The organism is Pontimicrobium sp. IMCC45349 (assembly GCF_047219225.1).
Taxonomy (GTDB): domain Bacteria; phylum Bacteroidota; class Bacteroidia; order Flavobacteriales; family Flavobacteriaceae; genus IMCC45349.
This window is the reverse complement of record NZ_CP178208.1, coordinates 1,777,518-1,793,009: the sequence shown is the minus strand read 5'-3', so window position 1 is coordinate 1,793,009 and position 15,492 is coordinate 1,777,518. Positions and strand designations below refer to the sequence as shown.

Genomic DNA, 15,492 nt, shown 5'->3' with positions numbered 1-15,492 from the left:
ATCAAAATTCTTTTTATGGAGCATTACCATATTAACAGTCATCATCTTGATACTACCTTATTTAATCAATTAAATATCATCTATTATGAAAACAATTAAAACCACAACTCTTATTGTATTTTGCTTTTTATTATTTAGCTATAACTTAAGTTACAGTCAATCAAAATCAACAACAAAAGCCAATCCAAAAACAGAGAACGTTAAAAATACTATTGTAAAAAAAACTTATACACTTAAAGGGTTTAAGCAATCCTGTTGCACAGGAATTGTAGAATATTCTTTAAAAGAAGTTGAAGGTTACATCAAATCGGAAGCCAATGTCAAGCAACGAAAATTAACCGTTTGGTTTGACACTACAAAATGTACCGAAGAAGCTATTAAAATTGCCATTAATAAAACCGCTTATAAAATTGAACACTAGTTTTAAATTTAATGTTTTAATTAAAAAGTCATATGAATTTAAATTCATATGACTTTTTTTTCTATCAAAGAAATAGCATAAATATTTTAGCCTATTCGATGTCCTTTATTGAGATTTGTTTTGTAAGTTGAAACAATAATTTTCAAAAAATGAAAAACATTCGATATATAAAAAATGACTTAGATCCTAATATTGGATTTAAAGATCATGACATCGAATTTCTTATTACTCAAACCTCGTTTTCATTTCCTAAAATCTATCTTGATTTTTTAAAAGTAGCTGGAGAACGCTCTAATATATTGGAATATGACTGTCAAAATGTAAAGACTCTAATTGCATTGCAGTCTGAATTTCAAAAAATGATTAACACTTCAGAGTTTCTAGATGATACAACTGATGAATACTGGTGTTTTGCTAAATCGGAAAACAGTTATTACTTTTTTAAATTGAACCAACACACTCAAACTATTGTTTATGAGTTTAACAATTTAGATGTCCCAATAAATAATGGTTGGGGATCTAAATTTGGACCAATAAACCGTAAGTTCATATTCAAAGATTTTATTAATACTAGAACCGATAATAAATGGGGAACTTCAACACTTGAAAACATAAAGAGATATTCTATTTTTTTTATTTCCTTGCCAATTTTTATTCCATTTTATTTATATCTAAAACTAAAATCGAAGTAACAAAACGCTTCAATTCTCGTCTTTTAATAAACTAACCAAAGTAAACAAATGGCAACTGTAATTGAAGAACGCAAAGACACCTGGAACACTATTGCTTTATTTTTATCAATAACTACTGCTTTAAGTGCAATCGCATATTTTGCCATTTTAAAACTCAAACCAACAAGTATCTATGTTGGCGCATTAATGTTGTCTCCAGCTTTAGCAAGCTTTATAACTTTAAAAATTAGAAAACGTACAATATTGAGTTTGCCTTGGCGCGTAAAAGAACTCAAGTATATAAAACTCGCTTACTTTACTCCAATTTTATATGTTTCTATTGCCTATGTACTTATATGGTTATTTGGCTTTGGAGATGTTATTAATATTAACAAAGTAACTTCATGGAGCAATGAGTTAGGTATAGATAGTTCTAACCAAATATTAGTAATTATTGTTATGGTAATTTTACTCTTAACAGTTGGCGTGGTAAAAAACTTGGGATCTACTTTAGGAGAAGAAATTGGTTGGCGTGGTTTTTTAATTTTTGAATTGCGAAAGGTAATGTCCTTTAAAGCACTTTCTATTGTTAGTGGTCTTATTTGGGCTGTTTGGCATTATCCAATTATTAATTTAATGTATGGAAGAGGTGACCATTTATTATTACACATAAGCGCTTTTACGATTATGATTGTTGGAGTTTCGGTAATTTTAGCATATTACACCTTTAAATCCAATAGTTTGTGGCCAGCTGCTATTTTCCATTCTATTCATAATATTTATATCCAAAAAATTTGTTCACCATTAACGGTTACTAATGACAATTCTACATTTTGGATTGACGAATATGGTTTTATGATTCCTATTGTAACAACACTATTCGCTATATATTTTTGGAAGAAAGCTGAAAAAGAAGGTTTATAATATTATATTGCTTGAAGAAATCTCTTATCTATTTAAAAGTGAGTTTTCAATGAAAAAATTAGACAAATACAATATATATTCTTTAAGTAAGATTATATACAAAACAGGTATAATGATTAGCGGAAATAATAAAAGCTTTACTAAGCTAAGTGAAAAGCTAATTCTTAATCTACAAGAAGGATATAGTGATGATAAAATAAAGCGAGTTTTATCTAGTGAACTAACAGTTACTTACGGATTATCTATAAGCAACAAAAAAATTGAAGAAATAACAGATACAATTATTAAATGGTTTGATTTATAAACTCATCCAACTAAACCTCACAAATCTGTTCTAAAACCCAAAGATAATCTTCTCGGTTTTTCACAAAGTCTTTATCAGAAATGTCAATGATTTTTACATTAAATTCAGGATGACTTTTTAAAAACTCTAGGTAACCTGCGTTAATTTTGTTTAAATACTCATCTTCAATCTCTTGCTCATAATTGCGGCCACGTTTCTTTATATTTTGTTGTAAACGTTCAGTGTTTTGATATAAATACACATACAAATCGGGTTTGGCTATGTCTTTATACACTTGGTAAAACAACTTTCTATATAATTTAAACTCGTCTTCTGGCAATGTAATTTTTGAAAAGATTAGCGATTTAAACACATCGTAATCACTAACAATAAAATCTTTAAATAAATCGAGCTGAGATAAATCGTCAGAAATTTGCTGGTAACGATCTGCTAAAAAAGACATTTCTAAGGTAAAAGCATAACGTTGTGGCTCTTTATAGAACTTTGGCAAAAACGGGTTGTCGGCAAAACGCTCCAATATTAACTTAGCGTTGAAATCGTAAGACATCATTGTAGATAAGCTAGTTTTACCTGCACCAATATTTCCTTCAATCGCGATATAGTTATATAATGAAAAATCGTATGCTTTACTTGGATTTTTAAGCCATATATTTATTGGACTTATCTCGCTTTTGTCTTCACAATCTTCTAATAATTCAATAACCGAATTATGCAGTTTTGGATGAATTACTTTTCCTGCAATATCTGCTAATGGCTGTAAAACAAATAATCGTTTTTGCATTTCGGGATGTGGTAAGATTAAACTTTTTGTTTCCAAAACCTCATCTTCAAACAGTAACAAATCCAAATCAATAACTCGCGATTCGTAGCCAGTTTTTTTTCCTCTTGTTCTCCCTAAATCTTTTTCAATTGCCAGTAATGTACTCATTACTTTTTTGGGTTTCATATGTGTATTCACCAAAATACAAGCATTCAAAAAATCATCTCCTTCAAAACCAAATGCAGGAGATTTATAGGCTTTAGAAATACTTTTTATAGCTCCAATTTTTAAGTGAATTTGGTCAATAGCCAACTGCAAGTTTTTAAACTTGTCACCTTTATTACTTCCTAAAGCGATATATATATTTTGCGGTTTCTCCATACAGCCTGACAAAATAACGACATAAAAAATTAATAGATTATATTTACGAAACCTATTTATTCACAATTTTCAATGACTGCAAAAGATAAACTATTAGCGCAACGAATTTATATGCTTTTGGGAGCTTTATTTATTACATCGCTAGTGGTTTCTAATCTTATTTTTAAAAAATTCTTTTATTGGCATCCTTTTGATTTAGAAGTGTTTAATACCAAACTTTTTGAAATCTCAGTAGGCTTATTGCCTTATCCCATTACCTTTTTAATTACAGATTTAATTAGTGAAATTTATGGTAAAAAGAGAGCTAATGACATTGTTGTTATGGGTATTTTCGCTTCTCTTTTTTCTATGTTAATTGTATACATAGGAAATATGGTGCCTGCAACCAGCTGGTCCCCTGTTCAAGATGAATTATACACAACTGTTTTTGGCAGCACAGCTATTGCTGTATTAGCTAGTATGATGGCTTACCTATTTGCCCAATTTATTGATATACAGATTTACCATTTTTGGAAGCGATTAACTAAAGGTAAACACTTGTGGTTACGAAATAACTTCTCTACTTTCCTCTCACAGTTTGTAGATACATTTACTGTTCTTTTCTTGCTATGTAGTTTTGGTGAAATTTCTTGGGACTTATTTACTGGTCTGCTTATTGCTGGCTTTTTATTTAAAGTAATGATTGCTGCTCTAGACACACCATTACTATATTTAGGTGTCTTCATATTTAGAAAACGCTTCAATTTAAAAATAAACGAAGAAATAGATTTAATGTAAAACTTATATTAAATCGTAAGCTTAACTCAACTTTTTGCATCATTTTTGCGTATATATTCTTGTCAGTAACACTTTACAGGTTTAATTACTCAATTAATGGTCAAAAAAATATTAAAACGCGTTGGCATCACTCTATTAGTATTACTTATTTTATTAATAGCCACACCTTATCTTTTTCAATCTCAAATAAAAGACATGGTGAAAAACTTTATTAATGATAACATTAATGCCAAAGTTGAATTTACCGATGTTGACTTAAGCTTATTAAAAAGCTTTCCTGATGCTACTATAATAATAGATGATTTGTCCGTTGTTAACTACGCTCCTTTTGAAAACGATACTTTAGTTAGTGCTAAGTCTATTGCTTTAGAATTATCCATCAAAGAGTTGTTTAAAACAAAGAGTGACGAACCAATTGCCATAAATGCAATTGCTATTGACAATATTTTAATAAATATTATTTCTAATGAAGATGGACAAGCTAATTACGACATTGCTAAACCATCAGCAGCAAATGAAAGTAATAATGAGTCTTCGTCAGGGTTTACATTTAGTTTAGAAGACTACAAAATCACCAACAGTGCAATCTCTTATTTAGATGAAAGTTCTAAAATGTATTTCAGTTTAACAGAATTTAATCACTATGGAAATGGTGTTTTTTCTGAAGAACAATCTGAACTTAACACCAAAACGACATCTCAAATAAGTTTAAGTATTGACAGTGCTCAATATTTAAATAACAACAACATAAAGCTAGATGCTATTATTGGTATGAATCTAAAAGAAAGCATCTATACTTTTAAAGACAATAAAGCCTTCATTAATAAATTACCATTAGAGTTTGATGGGTTTCTTCAGCTTATTGAAGAAGGTCAAAAAATGGATATTACATTTACAAATCCCGAATCATCATTTAAAGATTTTTTAGCTTTAGTACCTCAACAATATGCAGCTAATTTAACCTCTGTTGAAACCTCTGGCGACTTTAAAGTAAACGGTAAAATTAAGGGAGAATTAACTAAAACTACTATTCCAAGCTTTGACATAAATATTAGTTCAAACAATGCAAGCTTCAAATTCCCTGACTTGCCAAAAAGTGTAAAGAATATTGTTATTGATACGAACATAAAAAATACGTCTGGTAATATTGATGATTCGTTTGTAGCAATTAATGATTTACAATTTAAAATTGATCAAGACACTTTTAAAGCATCAGCTACCATTAAAGATTTAACAAAAAACATATTTGTTGGCGCTCATATTGATGGCACATTAAATCTTGCTAACATCACAAAAGCATATCCTATTGAATTGGAAAACGCCCTAAGTGGTACTCTTAAAGGAAAATTAGACACTTCTTTTGACATGAATGCTATTGAAACCAATGCTTACGAACGTATTAAAAATGACGGAACTGTAAATATTTCTGATTTTGTATTTTCTTCAAAAGACATTGTCAATCCGTTAAATATTAGCAATGCTAATATTGATTTTAAAACCGAATCAATCAAACTAACCGCTTTCAATGCTACTTCTGGAACATCAGATATAGAGGCAACAGGAACATTAGAAAATCTACTTGGTTTTCTATTAAGTAATAAAACATTACAAGGGAATTTTAACGTGAATTCTAATAGGTTTGCTGTAAGCGATTTTATGATTGAAGGCGAATCAAGTGATACTGAAACGAATTCTGAAAGTCAGATTTTAAAAATCCCTGCATTTTTAGATTGTACCATTAATGCAAATGCAAACACAGTATTATATGATAATCTAACTCTAAATAATGTAAAAGGCACCCTTATTTTAAAAGATGAAAAGGCTGAATTTAAAGGTTTAAAATCTGATATTTTTGATGGTCAAATTACAATGGATGGTATCGTTAACACACAAAATGAAGTGCCAACATTTAATGTCGATTTAGATGCTTCTGATTTAGATATTTCAAAATCATTTAGTGATTTAAAGCTGTTTAAAGCCTTAGTTCCTGTCGCTAATGCTTTAAAGGGAAAACTTAATAGCAATATTAATTTATCAGGTAGTTTAGATGAAGCTTATACGCCTAATCTTAGCACTGTATCTGGAAATGCATTAGCTGAACTTCTTACTACTAAAATTGAACCAAAAAACACTGAACTATTTAACAAACTAGATCAAGAATTAGGGTTTATTGACTTAAGTAAGCTAAACTTAAAAGACATAAAAACACATTTATCATTTGAAAACGGACAAGTAGCTGTAAAACCATTTGATATAAAATATAAAGACATTAATATTACCGTTTCTGGCTCGCATGGTTTTGACAAAAGCATTAATTACAGTACAGTTTTTGATGTACCAGCTAAATATTTAGGAAATGAAATAACTAGTCTTTTATCTCAAATTGATGCTAATGAAGCTCAAAGAATCACAGTTCCTGTAACTGCTAATATTGGAGGTGTACTAACCAAGCCTACAATCACAACAGATTTAAGTAAAAGTGTAACTAACTTAACTAATCAGTTAATTGAGATTAAGAAAAAACAACTACTTAATCAAGGTGGAAATTTACTTAATGATATTCTAAACAACAATACCAAATCAAACGACAGCACCAAGACTAACTCTAATACTGGTGAAGTTTTAAATAATGTTTTAGGAAATATTTTTAGTAAGAAGAAAAAAAAGAAAGACAGTATAAAAAATTAATTATTTGTAAGCTTCATAAAATCATTACAACAAAGAGGATATGATTTTACTATATCTTCTTATTGGTTTTTTAGCATCTACATTAGGCGCATTACCTTTAGGTGCTTCAAATATTGCAGTAATTAACACTACAATTAAACAAGATGTAAATCAAGCTTTTAAAATTGCAATTGCAGCTGGTGTTGCTGAATTAATATTATCCTATTATGCATTACATTGCAATACTATAGTAAGAACTTTTATTGATAATAATATGTGGATTCAAGTAATGCTTGTTTTTATATTATTAGCTGTCGGAAGCTTTTTATTATTTAAAAAGCAATCACCTAAACAAACTAAAAAGAAACGTCTTTTAAAATCTAAATACGCTACTGGATTTGCTTTAGGATTACTTAACCCTCCAGTACTTATTTATTGGATTCTTGCTATTGGATTTATTAATAAAAACGATTTTATGCTCAGTCTGCAATCGTCCATATTAGTATTATTCTTATTCTTTTTTGGTGTCTATTTAGGAAAAGTATTTGTGTTGTATTTATATAGTAAGTTCAGTATTACTCTTAAAAATAGGGTTCAAAATATAAACAAACACGTTAATAGACTAACAGGTATTTTGTTGGTAGTTATTGCATTATTTCAAGCTACTAAGTTGTATGCGTTTTAAGCTACTACATCAATTCCAACAACAGTACCTTCATTACTTCTAATATTAAAAACGGTTTCGTCTTCAAAAATGAGGTATTGCCCTTTTACACCAACTAATTTACCAAAATATTCAGGTGTTTTTTGAAGGTTTAAACTTTTTGGTTTTATAGGATATTTAGAAACAGGAAACTCTAAGTTAGTTTCGGCATTATTGTCAATAAAATAAGCTTTGGTTTCATCAGGAATAAAATCTTTTAAACGCTCTCTCCATGCTACAAGATTTTCATCTTTAGCATCATTTTTCAACATAGCTCGCCAATTTGTTTTATCACTTACATGTGCCTTTAATGCTACTTCAGTAATACCAGCTAAGTAACGATTTGGGACTTCTACTATTTCAATCGCTTCATGAGCACCTTGGTCTATCCAACGTGTTGGCACTTGTGATTTTCTTGTTACACCAACCTTTACATTACTTGAATTAGCCAGATACACAATATGAGGTTGTAATTGTGCTTTTTTTTCAAATTCTAAGTCTCTATCTTCCTTTCCAAGATGAGCTGTACTTAATTCTGGACGCATAATCCAATCGGCAGCTTGTGGTACTTCATAAAAACAGCTTTTACAAAAACCTTGTCTGTATTTTGGTTTATCTAATCCGCAATTTAAACACTGATACTTTACAAAACTGATTTTTATAGTTTTACCTAATAATTGATTCATGTTTAAAAAATCATTTTCAAACACTAAAAAGTATTGAATTGGATTTTCGTACTGAGTTTCCATTTTTGTAAGAACTCCTTGATACAGCATATGAAGATTTTTGTTATTTTTAGTCTTTCGTAAAGATATACAAACTATGCCAATTCCTATAGTAAATTCTGTTGCATCGTGGTTTTTAAAAAAGCGCTTTCATCAAATAGAATTATTCTTAAAATACCCTAATGAAGTTCAAGAAGAGCTTTTACTTGACTTAGTTGAAGAAGCGAAAGACACACAAATTGGTAAAAAATACGACTTTGCATCAATAAAAACATATCGGGAGTTTACTGAACGCATTCCAATATCTACTTATGAAGAATATGAAAACTTAATTGAACGTTCACGCTTAGGAGAAAGTAATATTTTTTGGCCAAAACCTATAAAATGGTTTGCAAAATCAAGTGGTACTACTAATGCTAAAAGTAAATTTATTCCAGTAAGCACGCAATCATTAGAAGATTGTCATTATGCTGCTGGAAAAGATTTATTATGTATGTACCTTAACAACAATCCAGAATCGCAATTGTTTACTGGAAAAAGTTTACGACTTGGAGGCAGTAAAGAGCTCTATGAAGAAAACGGAACTGTATTTGGAGATTTATCTGCTATACTAATTGACAATATGCCTTTTTGGGCTGAGTTTAGTAGTACTCCTAGTAGCAAAGTTTCTTTAATGAGTGATTGGGAATACAAAATGCAAGCAATAGTAGACGAAACCATTCAAGAAAATGTTACAAGTCTTGCTGGTGTGCCTTCCTGGATGCTCGTTTTATTAAATAATGTTTTAGAAACTACAGGTAAACAAAGTTTATTTGATATTTGGCCTAATCTTGAAGTATACTTTCATGGTGGCGTGAGCTTTTTACCATATAAAGATCAATACAAAACTATTCTTCCTAAAAAGGATTTTAAATACTACGAAATATATAATGCTTCGGAAGGTTTTTTTGCAATTCAGGATCGTAACAACTCTAGCGATTTACTGCTAATGTTAGATTATGGAATTTTTTATGAGTTTATTCCTATGGACACCTATGGTACACCTGAAGAAACTATTATTCCTTTAAGTGAAGTTGAAGTAAATAAAAACTACGCGATTGTAATAACTACAAATGCTGGGTTATGGCGCTACAAAATTGGTGATACAGTAAAATTTGTATCAACAAATCCTTACCGAATTAAAGTATCTGGAAGAACAAAACACCATATAAATGTTTTTGGAGAAGAGCTTATTATTGAAAATGCTGAAGATGCCTTAAAAAAAGTATGCAAAAAAACGAAAGCTGAAATTGTAGATTATACTGCTGCACCTATTTTTATGGAAGGTAAAGAAAAAGGTGCACATGAGTGGCTAATTGAGTTTAAAACACCTCCAAAAGACATAGATTACTTTAATGAATTATTTGACAACGCATTAAAGGCTTTAAACTCCGACTACGAAGCTAAGCGTTACAATAACATTACTCTTAATAAGCCAAAAATTAATATCGCTAGAACAAATTTGTTTTACGATTGGCTAAAAGCCAATGACAAATTAGGAGGCCAACATAAAGTCCCTCGATTATCTAACACAAGAGATTATATTGACGATTTATTAAGATTAGAATAATAAAGCACCTGTATTTTATCGGTAAAAAATACATTCTCTTTTCTTTAAACGAGTATAATTCGTGCTTTGTCTAAAAAACAGATTTGAAGTTTTTATCTTACAGTTTTAATACTACTTTTAAACCTCAAACGAAGAAATAATCTAAGATATAATAGCAACTATTAATTAATATCCTTAAATAAAAAACCACTCTTTTTAGAGTGGTTTCTTAATTTATTATAGTAGCAATAATTAAGATACTGCTTTAAGTTTTTTAAGTCTTGTTCTTGTTAACTTACCTTCTGCATACGATTTTGTTACCTCAAGTTTTGTCTCATCACTTCCTGGTAAACTAAACATAGCGTCTGTTAGAATTTCTTCACATAATGAACGTAACCCTCTAGCCCCAAGTTTATACTCAATTGCTTTTTCAACAATGTATCCTAATGCATCGTCTGTAATAGATAAATCAATCTCATCCATTTTAAACAATTTCACATATTGCTTAACAATCGCATTTTTAGGCTCTGTTAATATAGCTCTAAGCGTGTTAGCATCAAGAGGATTCATATGTGTTAAAACTGGCAACCTACCAATTATTTCAGGAATTAACCCAAAGTCTTTTAAATCCTTAGGTATGATATACTGAAGCATATTGTCTTTATCCACTATCTCGTCATCGTGCGAAGCTTTGTAGCCAATAGCTGCCATATTTAAACGCTTAGAAATATGTCTTTCAATACCATCAAAAGCACCTCCAGCAATAAATAATATATTTTCGGTATTTACCTCAATAAACTTTTGGTCTGGATGCTTTCTTCCTCCTTTTGGTGGTACATTAACAACAGTTCCTTCTAATAGTTTTAATAAAGCTTGTTGCACACCTTCACCAGAGACATCTCTAGTTATAGAAGGGTTATCGCTTTTGCGTGCTATCTTATCGATTTCATCGATAAATACAATACCTCTTTCAGCTTTCTCAAGATTATAATCGGCAGCTTGTAATAAGCGTGTTAAAATACTTTCAACATCTTCTCCAACATATCCAGCTTCAGTTAATACAGTTGCATCAACAATTGCTAAAGGCACATTTAACATTCTTGCTACTGTTTTAGCCATCAATGTTTTTCCTGTTCCTGTTTGACCAACCATAATGATATTAGATTTTTGAATCTCTATATCATCATCTGTTGGTTGCTGCAACAAACGCTTATAATGATTATATACTGCCACAGACATTACGCGCTTTGTATGCTCTTGACCAATAATATACTCATCAAGAAACGCTTTAATTTGCTGTGGTTTTTTTAACATTAACTCTGCTGAAAGCTCACTACTGTCTATTTGCTTAGACTCTTCAATTACAATACCATGAGCTTGCTCTATACATCTATCACAAATATGAGCATCTAATCCAGCAATTAATAAATTTGTTTCAGGCTTTTTCCTTCCGCAAAATGAACATTCTAATTCTTCCTTAGCCATATGTTTCTAATTATAATTTTAGTTACGAGAAAGTATTTCGTCAATCATGCCATACTCAAGAGCTTTATCCGCTTTCATCCAGTAATCACGATCACTATCTGCATATACTTTGTCGTAATCTTGTCCAGAATGTTTACTAATAATATTATATAGCTCCTCTTTTAAAGTTAAAATTTCACGAGCAGTAATTTCAATATCACTAGCCTGTCCTTGAGCTCCACCTAATGGTTGGTGAATCATAACTCTAGAGTGTGTTAATCCACTACGCTTTCCTTTTTCACCAGCACATAATAATACGGCTCCCATTGAAGCAGCCATACCTGTACAAATAGTAGCTACATCTGGCTTAATAAGTTGCATTGTATCATAAATACCTAGTCCAGCATAAACACTTCCTCCTGGTGAGTTAATGTAAATTTGAATATCCTTAGAAGCATCTACACTTTCTAAAAACAATAATTGCGCTTGAATAATATTAGCTACCTGATCATTAATAGCTGTGCCCATAAAAATGATGCGATCCATCATTAATCTTGAGAAAACATCAAAAATAGCAATGTTCATTTGACGTTCTTCAATAATATTTGGAGTTAATCCCATTGGCGTCATACTACTTACAATCTTGTCGTAATAAGTACTACTAATACCTTGGTCATTTATAGCGAACTTCTTGAATTCTTTTCCGTAATCCATCAATTAAATTTTTAATGTTTCAATTTGTAAAGATAACAACTTCTAGTTTAAAAATTTAAACTTTTATTTAACCTTTAACATCACTGGAAAACTTTGAAATACGTTATTTTTGTATAAATACATTTATTATGGTTTTTAACACAGAACAACTGCAAGAGATTAACACTCAAATTGATTTGATCTTGGATAAAATTTCTGAGTATGAAACTCGCTATCAAGAACAAATAAACAATGTTCATCCTAAATACATAAGGAGTGCTAAAAATTTAATTCATTACCTTGCTTTACGTTCTTTTGACAATGTTTTAATTGAAGAAAAAATAAGCAACTTAGAGCTTCCAAGCACTTCAAATAATGAAGGCAGTATATTAAATGGTTTAATTAGTTATAAAACAATATTAAATACACTTTTAAAGAAAGAAGAAAAACTTCAAGAACCCTTTATAAATAATAAAGAGGCTAAAGATCTACTTAAAAAAAACACAAAAGCTCTTTTTGGAAAGTCTCATAAAAAAAGGCGTACAAGAATAATGGTTACCCAACCAACTCTTGCTGCTGAAGAAAAAGATTTTGCAAAATCTTTAATAAAAAAAGGGATGAATGCCGCACGAATTAATTGTGCTCATGATGATGAAAATGTATGGAAAACCATTATTGAACATATTAAATCTAGTGATCTAGATTGTAAAATAATGATGGATTTAGGAGGCCCAAAATTAAGAACAGGAAAAATGAAGCCTGGACCAAAAGTTGTACATATAAAACCGCATCGAAACAACTTAGGTCAAGTAGTAAATCCTGCATTAGTATGGCTTGCTCCTTTTGGTATTTTGCCTCCAAATCATAAAACAGCCGATTTTATTATTCCTGTAAATAAGAAATGGCTTAAGAAAACTAAAAAAGGTTCTTATATTATTTTTAAAGATGCTCGCGATAAAAAGTGTAAACTGGTTATCGAAGAGACTGATGGTTTTGGGCGTTGGGCTTTATGTAGTGATTCTGCGTTTGTTACCTCTGATACTTTACTGAATGTGTTTTTAGAGAAAAAATCGAAATCTGAAATTCAATCTGTTCAAGAAATCCTGCCGCTTGAAGAAGTCATCTATTTATTTGAAGGCGATTTATTACGCTTAGATAAAGCTCCCATTTTAGGTGAACCTGCAAAGTTAGATGAAAATGGAAAAGTTATAGAAATCGCTCATATTTCATGTTCGCTACCAGAAGTATTTTCTTCAATAAACATTAAAGAAAAGGTATTTTTTGATGATGGTAAAATTGAAGGTATTATTAAAGAAAAACACTCTGATTACTTACTAATTGAAATAACTAGTACGAAAAAAAATGGTGGAAAATTAAAAGCCGAAAAAGGCATTAACTTTCCGAATAGTATTTTAAACGTTAGCGGACTTACCGAAAAAGACAAACAAGACCTAAAATTTGTAACTAAACATGCTGATGCTGTAAACTTTTCTTTTGTTAATAACAAACAGGATGTTGAAGACTTACTTACCGAGATGAAGCAACTAGAGGCTACTCTAGGAATAATATTAAAAATTGAAACACAAGAAGCTTATAAAAACCTACCAAGCATAATTTTAAAAGCTATGGAGAATTATCCAATTGGTGTAATGATTGCTAGAGGTGATTTGGCTATAGAAACGGGTTGGGATAACTTCGCAATTATTCAAGAAGAAATACTACGCTTATGTGAAGCTGCACATATTCCAGATATTTGGGCAACTCAAGTTCTAGAAACTTTAGCAAAAAAAGGAATACCTACACGCTCCGAAATTACTGATGCTGCCATGGCACAAAGAGCCGAATGTGTAATGCTAAATAAGGGTTATTATATTGAAAAAGCGGTAAAAATGCTTCATAACATATTATGTGAAATGCAACGTATACAAAAAAAGAAGAAGAACATTTTTCCTGAGTTACGATTTAATCCTATTGCATAAAAAAAGCACTTCCAATAGAAGTGCTTTTTTTATATTATCATTAGCTAACCACTAGCTATAAACTTCTTTTACAAACTTATCATAAGTCATTTCTTTAACTTTTAAGTTAGCATTTTCTTTATAGAAACCTAATAACTTTTGACTAGTTAATTGCTCAGATAAACGCTTTACTTCATCTTGATTAGATAATACTCTAGCAGAAATATCTTCTAATTCTTTTTCTGAAGGATTCATTTGACCAAATTGAGCCATTTGCACTTTAATCATATCAGCAGCATAAGCTTTTAATTCATCAAAGTTTACTTGTAAGTTATTTTCTGTAATTAACTTCCCTTCGATTAATTGGTAACGAATACTTTTTTCTGATTTTTCGTATTCTTCTTTAGCTTGAGCTTCATCTAAAGTTTCTTCTCCAGCAGTTTGCAACCACTTTTGTAAAAACTCTGCTGGTAAATCAAACTTAGTATTCTCTACTAAGTACTCAGTAACATCGTTAAGTAATTTTTGATCTGCTTGTTGAACAAATTGTTTTTCAGCATCTTCCTTGATCTTATCTTTAAGCTCGGTTACAGAAGTTACATTTCCTTTACCAAATAACTTATCAAATAATTCCTGATCTAAATCTGCTAATTCACGAGCGTTAACCTCGTTAATTGTAAATGTCACTTCAATTTCTAAACCATGAGCATCATCATGAGATACTTTTAAGTGGTTCATTAAATCGTGATCATCGTTAAATAAGTTTTTAGTTTTTAACTTAATTACATCACCTACTTTAGCTCCAATAAATTTCTTAGCGTTTACTTTACCTTTAATTTTATTTAAAGTTAATGTAGTTGTGTTTTCAATTTCCTTCTCTTCATTTTTGAAAACTCCAGTAATCTCATCTTCTTCAGCAACTTCAGTTTTAGAAACTAATTTCCCATATTGCTTTTGGATATTTACAACTTGATCATCAATCATCTTGTCATCAGCAACAATATTATAATGAGTAATTGCTTTTTTACCTTTTAGCTTAACTTCAAACTCAGGAGATAATCCTAATTCAAATTCAAAAGAAAAATCGTCAGCATCCCAATTTAAATCATCTTGTGCTTTTGGTAATGGGTTTCCTAAAACATCTAATTTTTCTTCAACTAAATATTTTCCAAGTGCATCTTGTAAAAGCTTATTAACCTCATCAATTAATACTGCTTTTCCATATTGCTTCTTCACCATTCCCATTGGTACATGCCCTTTTCTAAATCCAGGAATGTTTGCAGTTTTACGATAGTCCGATAAAATCTTCTCTACTTTATCACTGTAATCGTTTTTTGTAATATCTACTTTTACAACTGCATTTAACGCATCAATATTTTCTCTTGTAATGTTCATTTTTTATGATATAAAAATTGGGTGGCAAAAGTACAATATTTTTACCACCCAACAAACTTTT

Annotated in this window: 14 protein-coding genes; 9 read left to right on the top strand and 5 right to left on the bottom strand. The window is 30.3% G+C overall.

What is annotated here, in order from left to right:
- Positions 1 to 85 precede the first annotated feature (85 nt).
- The 4 genes from ACLII3_RS08330 to ACLII3_RS08315 all read left to right on the top strand — a co-directional run bounded on the left by ACLII3_RS08330 (position 86) and on the right by ACLII3_RS08315 (position 2,320).
- Complete coding sequence (locus tag ACLII3_RS08330; RefSeq protein ID WP_412983773.1) at positions 86 to 421, top strand: heavy-metal-associated domain-containing protein; 336 nt, start codon at positions 86 to 88, stop codon at positions 419 to 421.
- 149 nt (positions 422 to 570) lie between these two features.
- A complete protein-coding gene (locus ACLII3_RS08325; protein ID WP_412983772.1) occupies positions 571 to 1,113 on the top strand; it encodes a hypothetical protein in 543 nt (180 codons plus the stop codon).
- Between the two features lie 48 nt (positions 1,114 to 1,161).
- Positions 1,162 to 2,016: a CPBP family intramembrane glutamic endopeptidase gene (locus ACLII3_RS08320; protein ID WP_412983771.1), complete on the top strand. Its 855-nt coding sequence runs from the start codon at positions 1,162 to 1,164 to the stop codon at positions 2,014 to 2,016.
- A gap of 49 nt (positions 2,017 to 2,065) precedes the next feature.
- Complete coding sequence (locus ACLII3_RS08315; RefSeq protein WP_412983770.1) at positions 2,066 to 2,320, top strand: hypothetical protein; 255 nt, start codon at positions 2,066 to 2,068, stop codon at positions 2,318 to 2,320.
- A 10-nt stretch (positions 2,321 to 2,330) separates the two neighbouring features.
- Here ACLII3_RS08315 and folK read toward each other — a convergent pair whose 3' ends face one another.
- Positions 2,331 to 3,461 (bottom strand): 2-amino-4-hydroxy-6-hydroxymethyldihydropteridine diphosphokinase, encoded by a 1,131-nt coding sequence (gene folK / locus ACLII3_RS08310; RefSeq protein WP_412983769.1) that lies wholly within the window; start codon positions 3,459 to 3,461, stop codon positions 2,331 to 2,333.
- A 72-nt stretch (positions 3,462 to 3,533) separates the two neighbouring features.
- On the opposite strand from folK, the gene ACLII3_RS08305 reads away from it, so the two are divergent.
- The 3 genes from ACLII3_RS08305 to ACLII3_RS08295 all read left to right on the top strand — a co-directional run bounded on the left by ACLII3_RS08305 (position 3,534) and on the right by ACLII3_RS08295 (position 7,590).
- Positions 3,534 to 4,238 carry a queuosine precursor transporter gene (locus ACLII3_RS08305; protein ID WP_412983768.1) on the top strand — a complete coding sequence of 235 codons (705 nt, stop codon included), beginning with the start codon at positions 3,534 to 3,536 and terminating at the stop codon, positions 4,236 to 4,238.
- Between the two features lie 96 nt (positions 4,239 to 4,334).
- A complete protein-coding gene (locus ACLII3_RS08300) occupies positions 4,335 to 6,926 on the top strand; it encodes an AsmA-like C-terminal region-containing protein (protein WP_412983767.1) in 2,592 nt (863 codons plus the stop codon).
- A 40-nt stretch (positions 6,927 to 6,966) separates the two neighbouring features.
- The gene (locus ACLII3_RS08295; RefSeq protein WP_412983766.1) at positions 6,967 to 7,590 is read left to right on the top strand and encodes a LysE family transporter; all 624 of its coding nucleotides are present in this window, start codon (positions 6,967 to 6,969) and stop codon (positions 7,588 to 7,590) included.
- Here ACLII3_RS08295 and ACLII3_RS08290 read toward each other — a convergent pair.
- Complete coding sequence (locus ACLII3_RS08290) at positions 7,587 to 8,384, bottom strand: DUF2797 domain-containing protein (RefSeq protein ID WP_412983765.1); 798 nt, start codon at positions 8,382 to 8,384, stop codon at positions 7,587 to 7,589. The genes ACLII3_RS08295 and ACLII3_RS08290 overlap by 4 nt on opposite strands.
- 46 nt (positions 8,385 to 8,430) lie before the next feature.
- Between ACLII3_RS08290 and ACLII3_RS08285 the strand changes: the two genes are divergently transcribed.
- Complete coding sequence (locus tag ACLII3_RS08285; RefSeq protein ID WP_412983764.1) at positions 8,431 to 9,942, top strand: GH3 auxin-responsive promoter family protein; 1,512 nt, start codon at positions 8,431 to 8,433, stop codon at positions 9,940 to 9,942.
- A 231-nt stretch (positions 9,943 to 10,173) separates the two neighbouring features.
- Here ACLII3_RS08285 and clpX read toward each other — a convergent pair whose 3' ends face one another.
- Together clpX and clpP are read right to left on the bottom strand one after the other, a co-directional pair.
- Positions 10,174 to 11,406 (bottom strand): ATP-dependent Clp protease ATP-binding subunit ClpX, encoded by a 1,233-nt coding sequence (gene clpX, locus ACLII3_RS08280; protein WP_412983763.1) that lies wholly within the window; start codon positions 11,404 to 11,406, stop codon positions 10,174 to 10,176.
- A gap of 18 nt (positions 11,407 to 11,424) precedes the next feature.
- A complete protein-coding gene (gene clpP / locus ACLII3_RS08275; RefSeq protein ID WP_412983762.1) occupies positions 11,425 to 12,099 on the bottom strand; it encodes an ATP-dependent Clp endopeptidase proteolytic subunit ClpP in 675 nt (224 codons plus the stop codon).
- 128 nt (positions 12,100 to 12,227) lie between these two features.
- On the opposite strand from clpP, the gene ACLII3_RS08270 reads away from it, so the two are divergent.
- Positions 12,228 to 14,057, top strand: a complete 1,830-nt coding sequence (locus ACLII3_RS08270) for a pyruvate kinase (RefSeq protein WP_412983761.1) — start codon at positions 12,228 to 12,230, stop codon at positions 14,055 to 14,057.
- A gap of 51 nt (positions 14,058 to 14,108) precedes the next feature.
- Here the strand turns inward: ACLII3_RS08270 and tig are convergent, their stop codons facing one another.
- Positions 14,109 to 15,431 (bottom strand): trigger factor, encoded by a 1,323-nt coding sequence (gene tig / locus ACLII3_RS08265; protein ID WP_412983760.1) that lies wholly within the window; start codon positions 15,429 to 15,431, stop codon positions 14,109 to 14,111.
- Positions 15,432 to 15,492 lie beyond the last annotated feature (61 nt).

Coding starts and splice junctions, on each gene's coding strand:
- clpX (WP_412983763.1), bottom strand. CDS start 11,406: ATGGCTAAGGAAGAATTAGAATGTTCATTTTGCGGAAGGAAAAAGCCT.
- ACLII3_RS08300 (WP_412983767.1), top strand. CDS start 4,335: ATGGTCAAAAAAATATTAAAACGCGTTGGCATCACTCTATTAGTATTA.
- ACLII3_RS08295 (WP_412983766.1), top strand. CDS start 6,967: ATGATTTTACTATATCTTCTTATTGGTTTTTTAGCATCTACATTAGGC.
- ACLII3_RS08290 (WP_412983765.1), bottom strand. CDS start 8,384: ATGCTGTATCAAGGAGTTCTTACAAAAATGGAAACTCAGTACGAAAAT.
- ACLII3_RS08330 (WP_412983773.1), top strand. CDS start 86: ATGAAAACAATTAAAACCACAACTCTTATTGTATTTTGCTTTTTATTA.
- ACLII3_RS08320 (WP_412983771.1), top strand. CDS start 1,162: ATGGCAACTGTAATTGAAGAACGCAAAGACACCTGGAACACTATTGCT.
- folK (WP_412983769.1), bottom strand. CDS start 3,461: ATGGAGAAACCGCAAAATATATATATCGCTTTAGGAAGTAATAAAGGT.
- ACLII3_RS08270 (WP_412983761.1), top strand. CDS start 12,228: ATGGTTTTTAACACAGAACAACTGCAAGAGATTAACACTCAAATTGAT.
- clpP (WP_412983762.1), bottom strand. CDS start 12,099: ATGGATTACGGAAAAGAATTCAAGAAGTTCGCTATAAATGACCAAGGT.
- ACLII3_RS08285 (WP_412983764.1), top strand. CDS start 8,431: ATGCCAATTCCTATAGTAAATTCTGTTGCATCGTGGTTTTTAAAAAAG.
- ACLII3_RS08325 (WP_412983772.1), top strand. CDS start 571: ATGAAAAACATTCGATATATAAAAAATGACTTAGATCCTAATATTGGA.
- ACLII3_RS08315 (WP_412983770.1), top strand. CDS start 2,066: ATGAAAAAATTAGACAAATACAATATATATTCTTTAAGTAAGATTATA.
- tig (WP_412983760.1), bottom strand. CDS start 15,431: ATGAACATTACAAGAGAAAATATTGATGCGTTAAATGCAGTTGTAAAA.
- ACLII3_RS08305 (WP_412983768.1), top strand. CDS start 3,534: ATGACTGCAAAAGATAAACTATTAGCGCAACGAATTTATATGCTTTTG.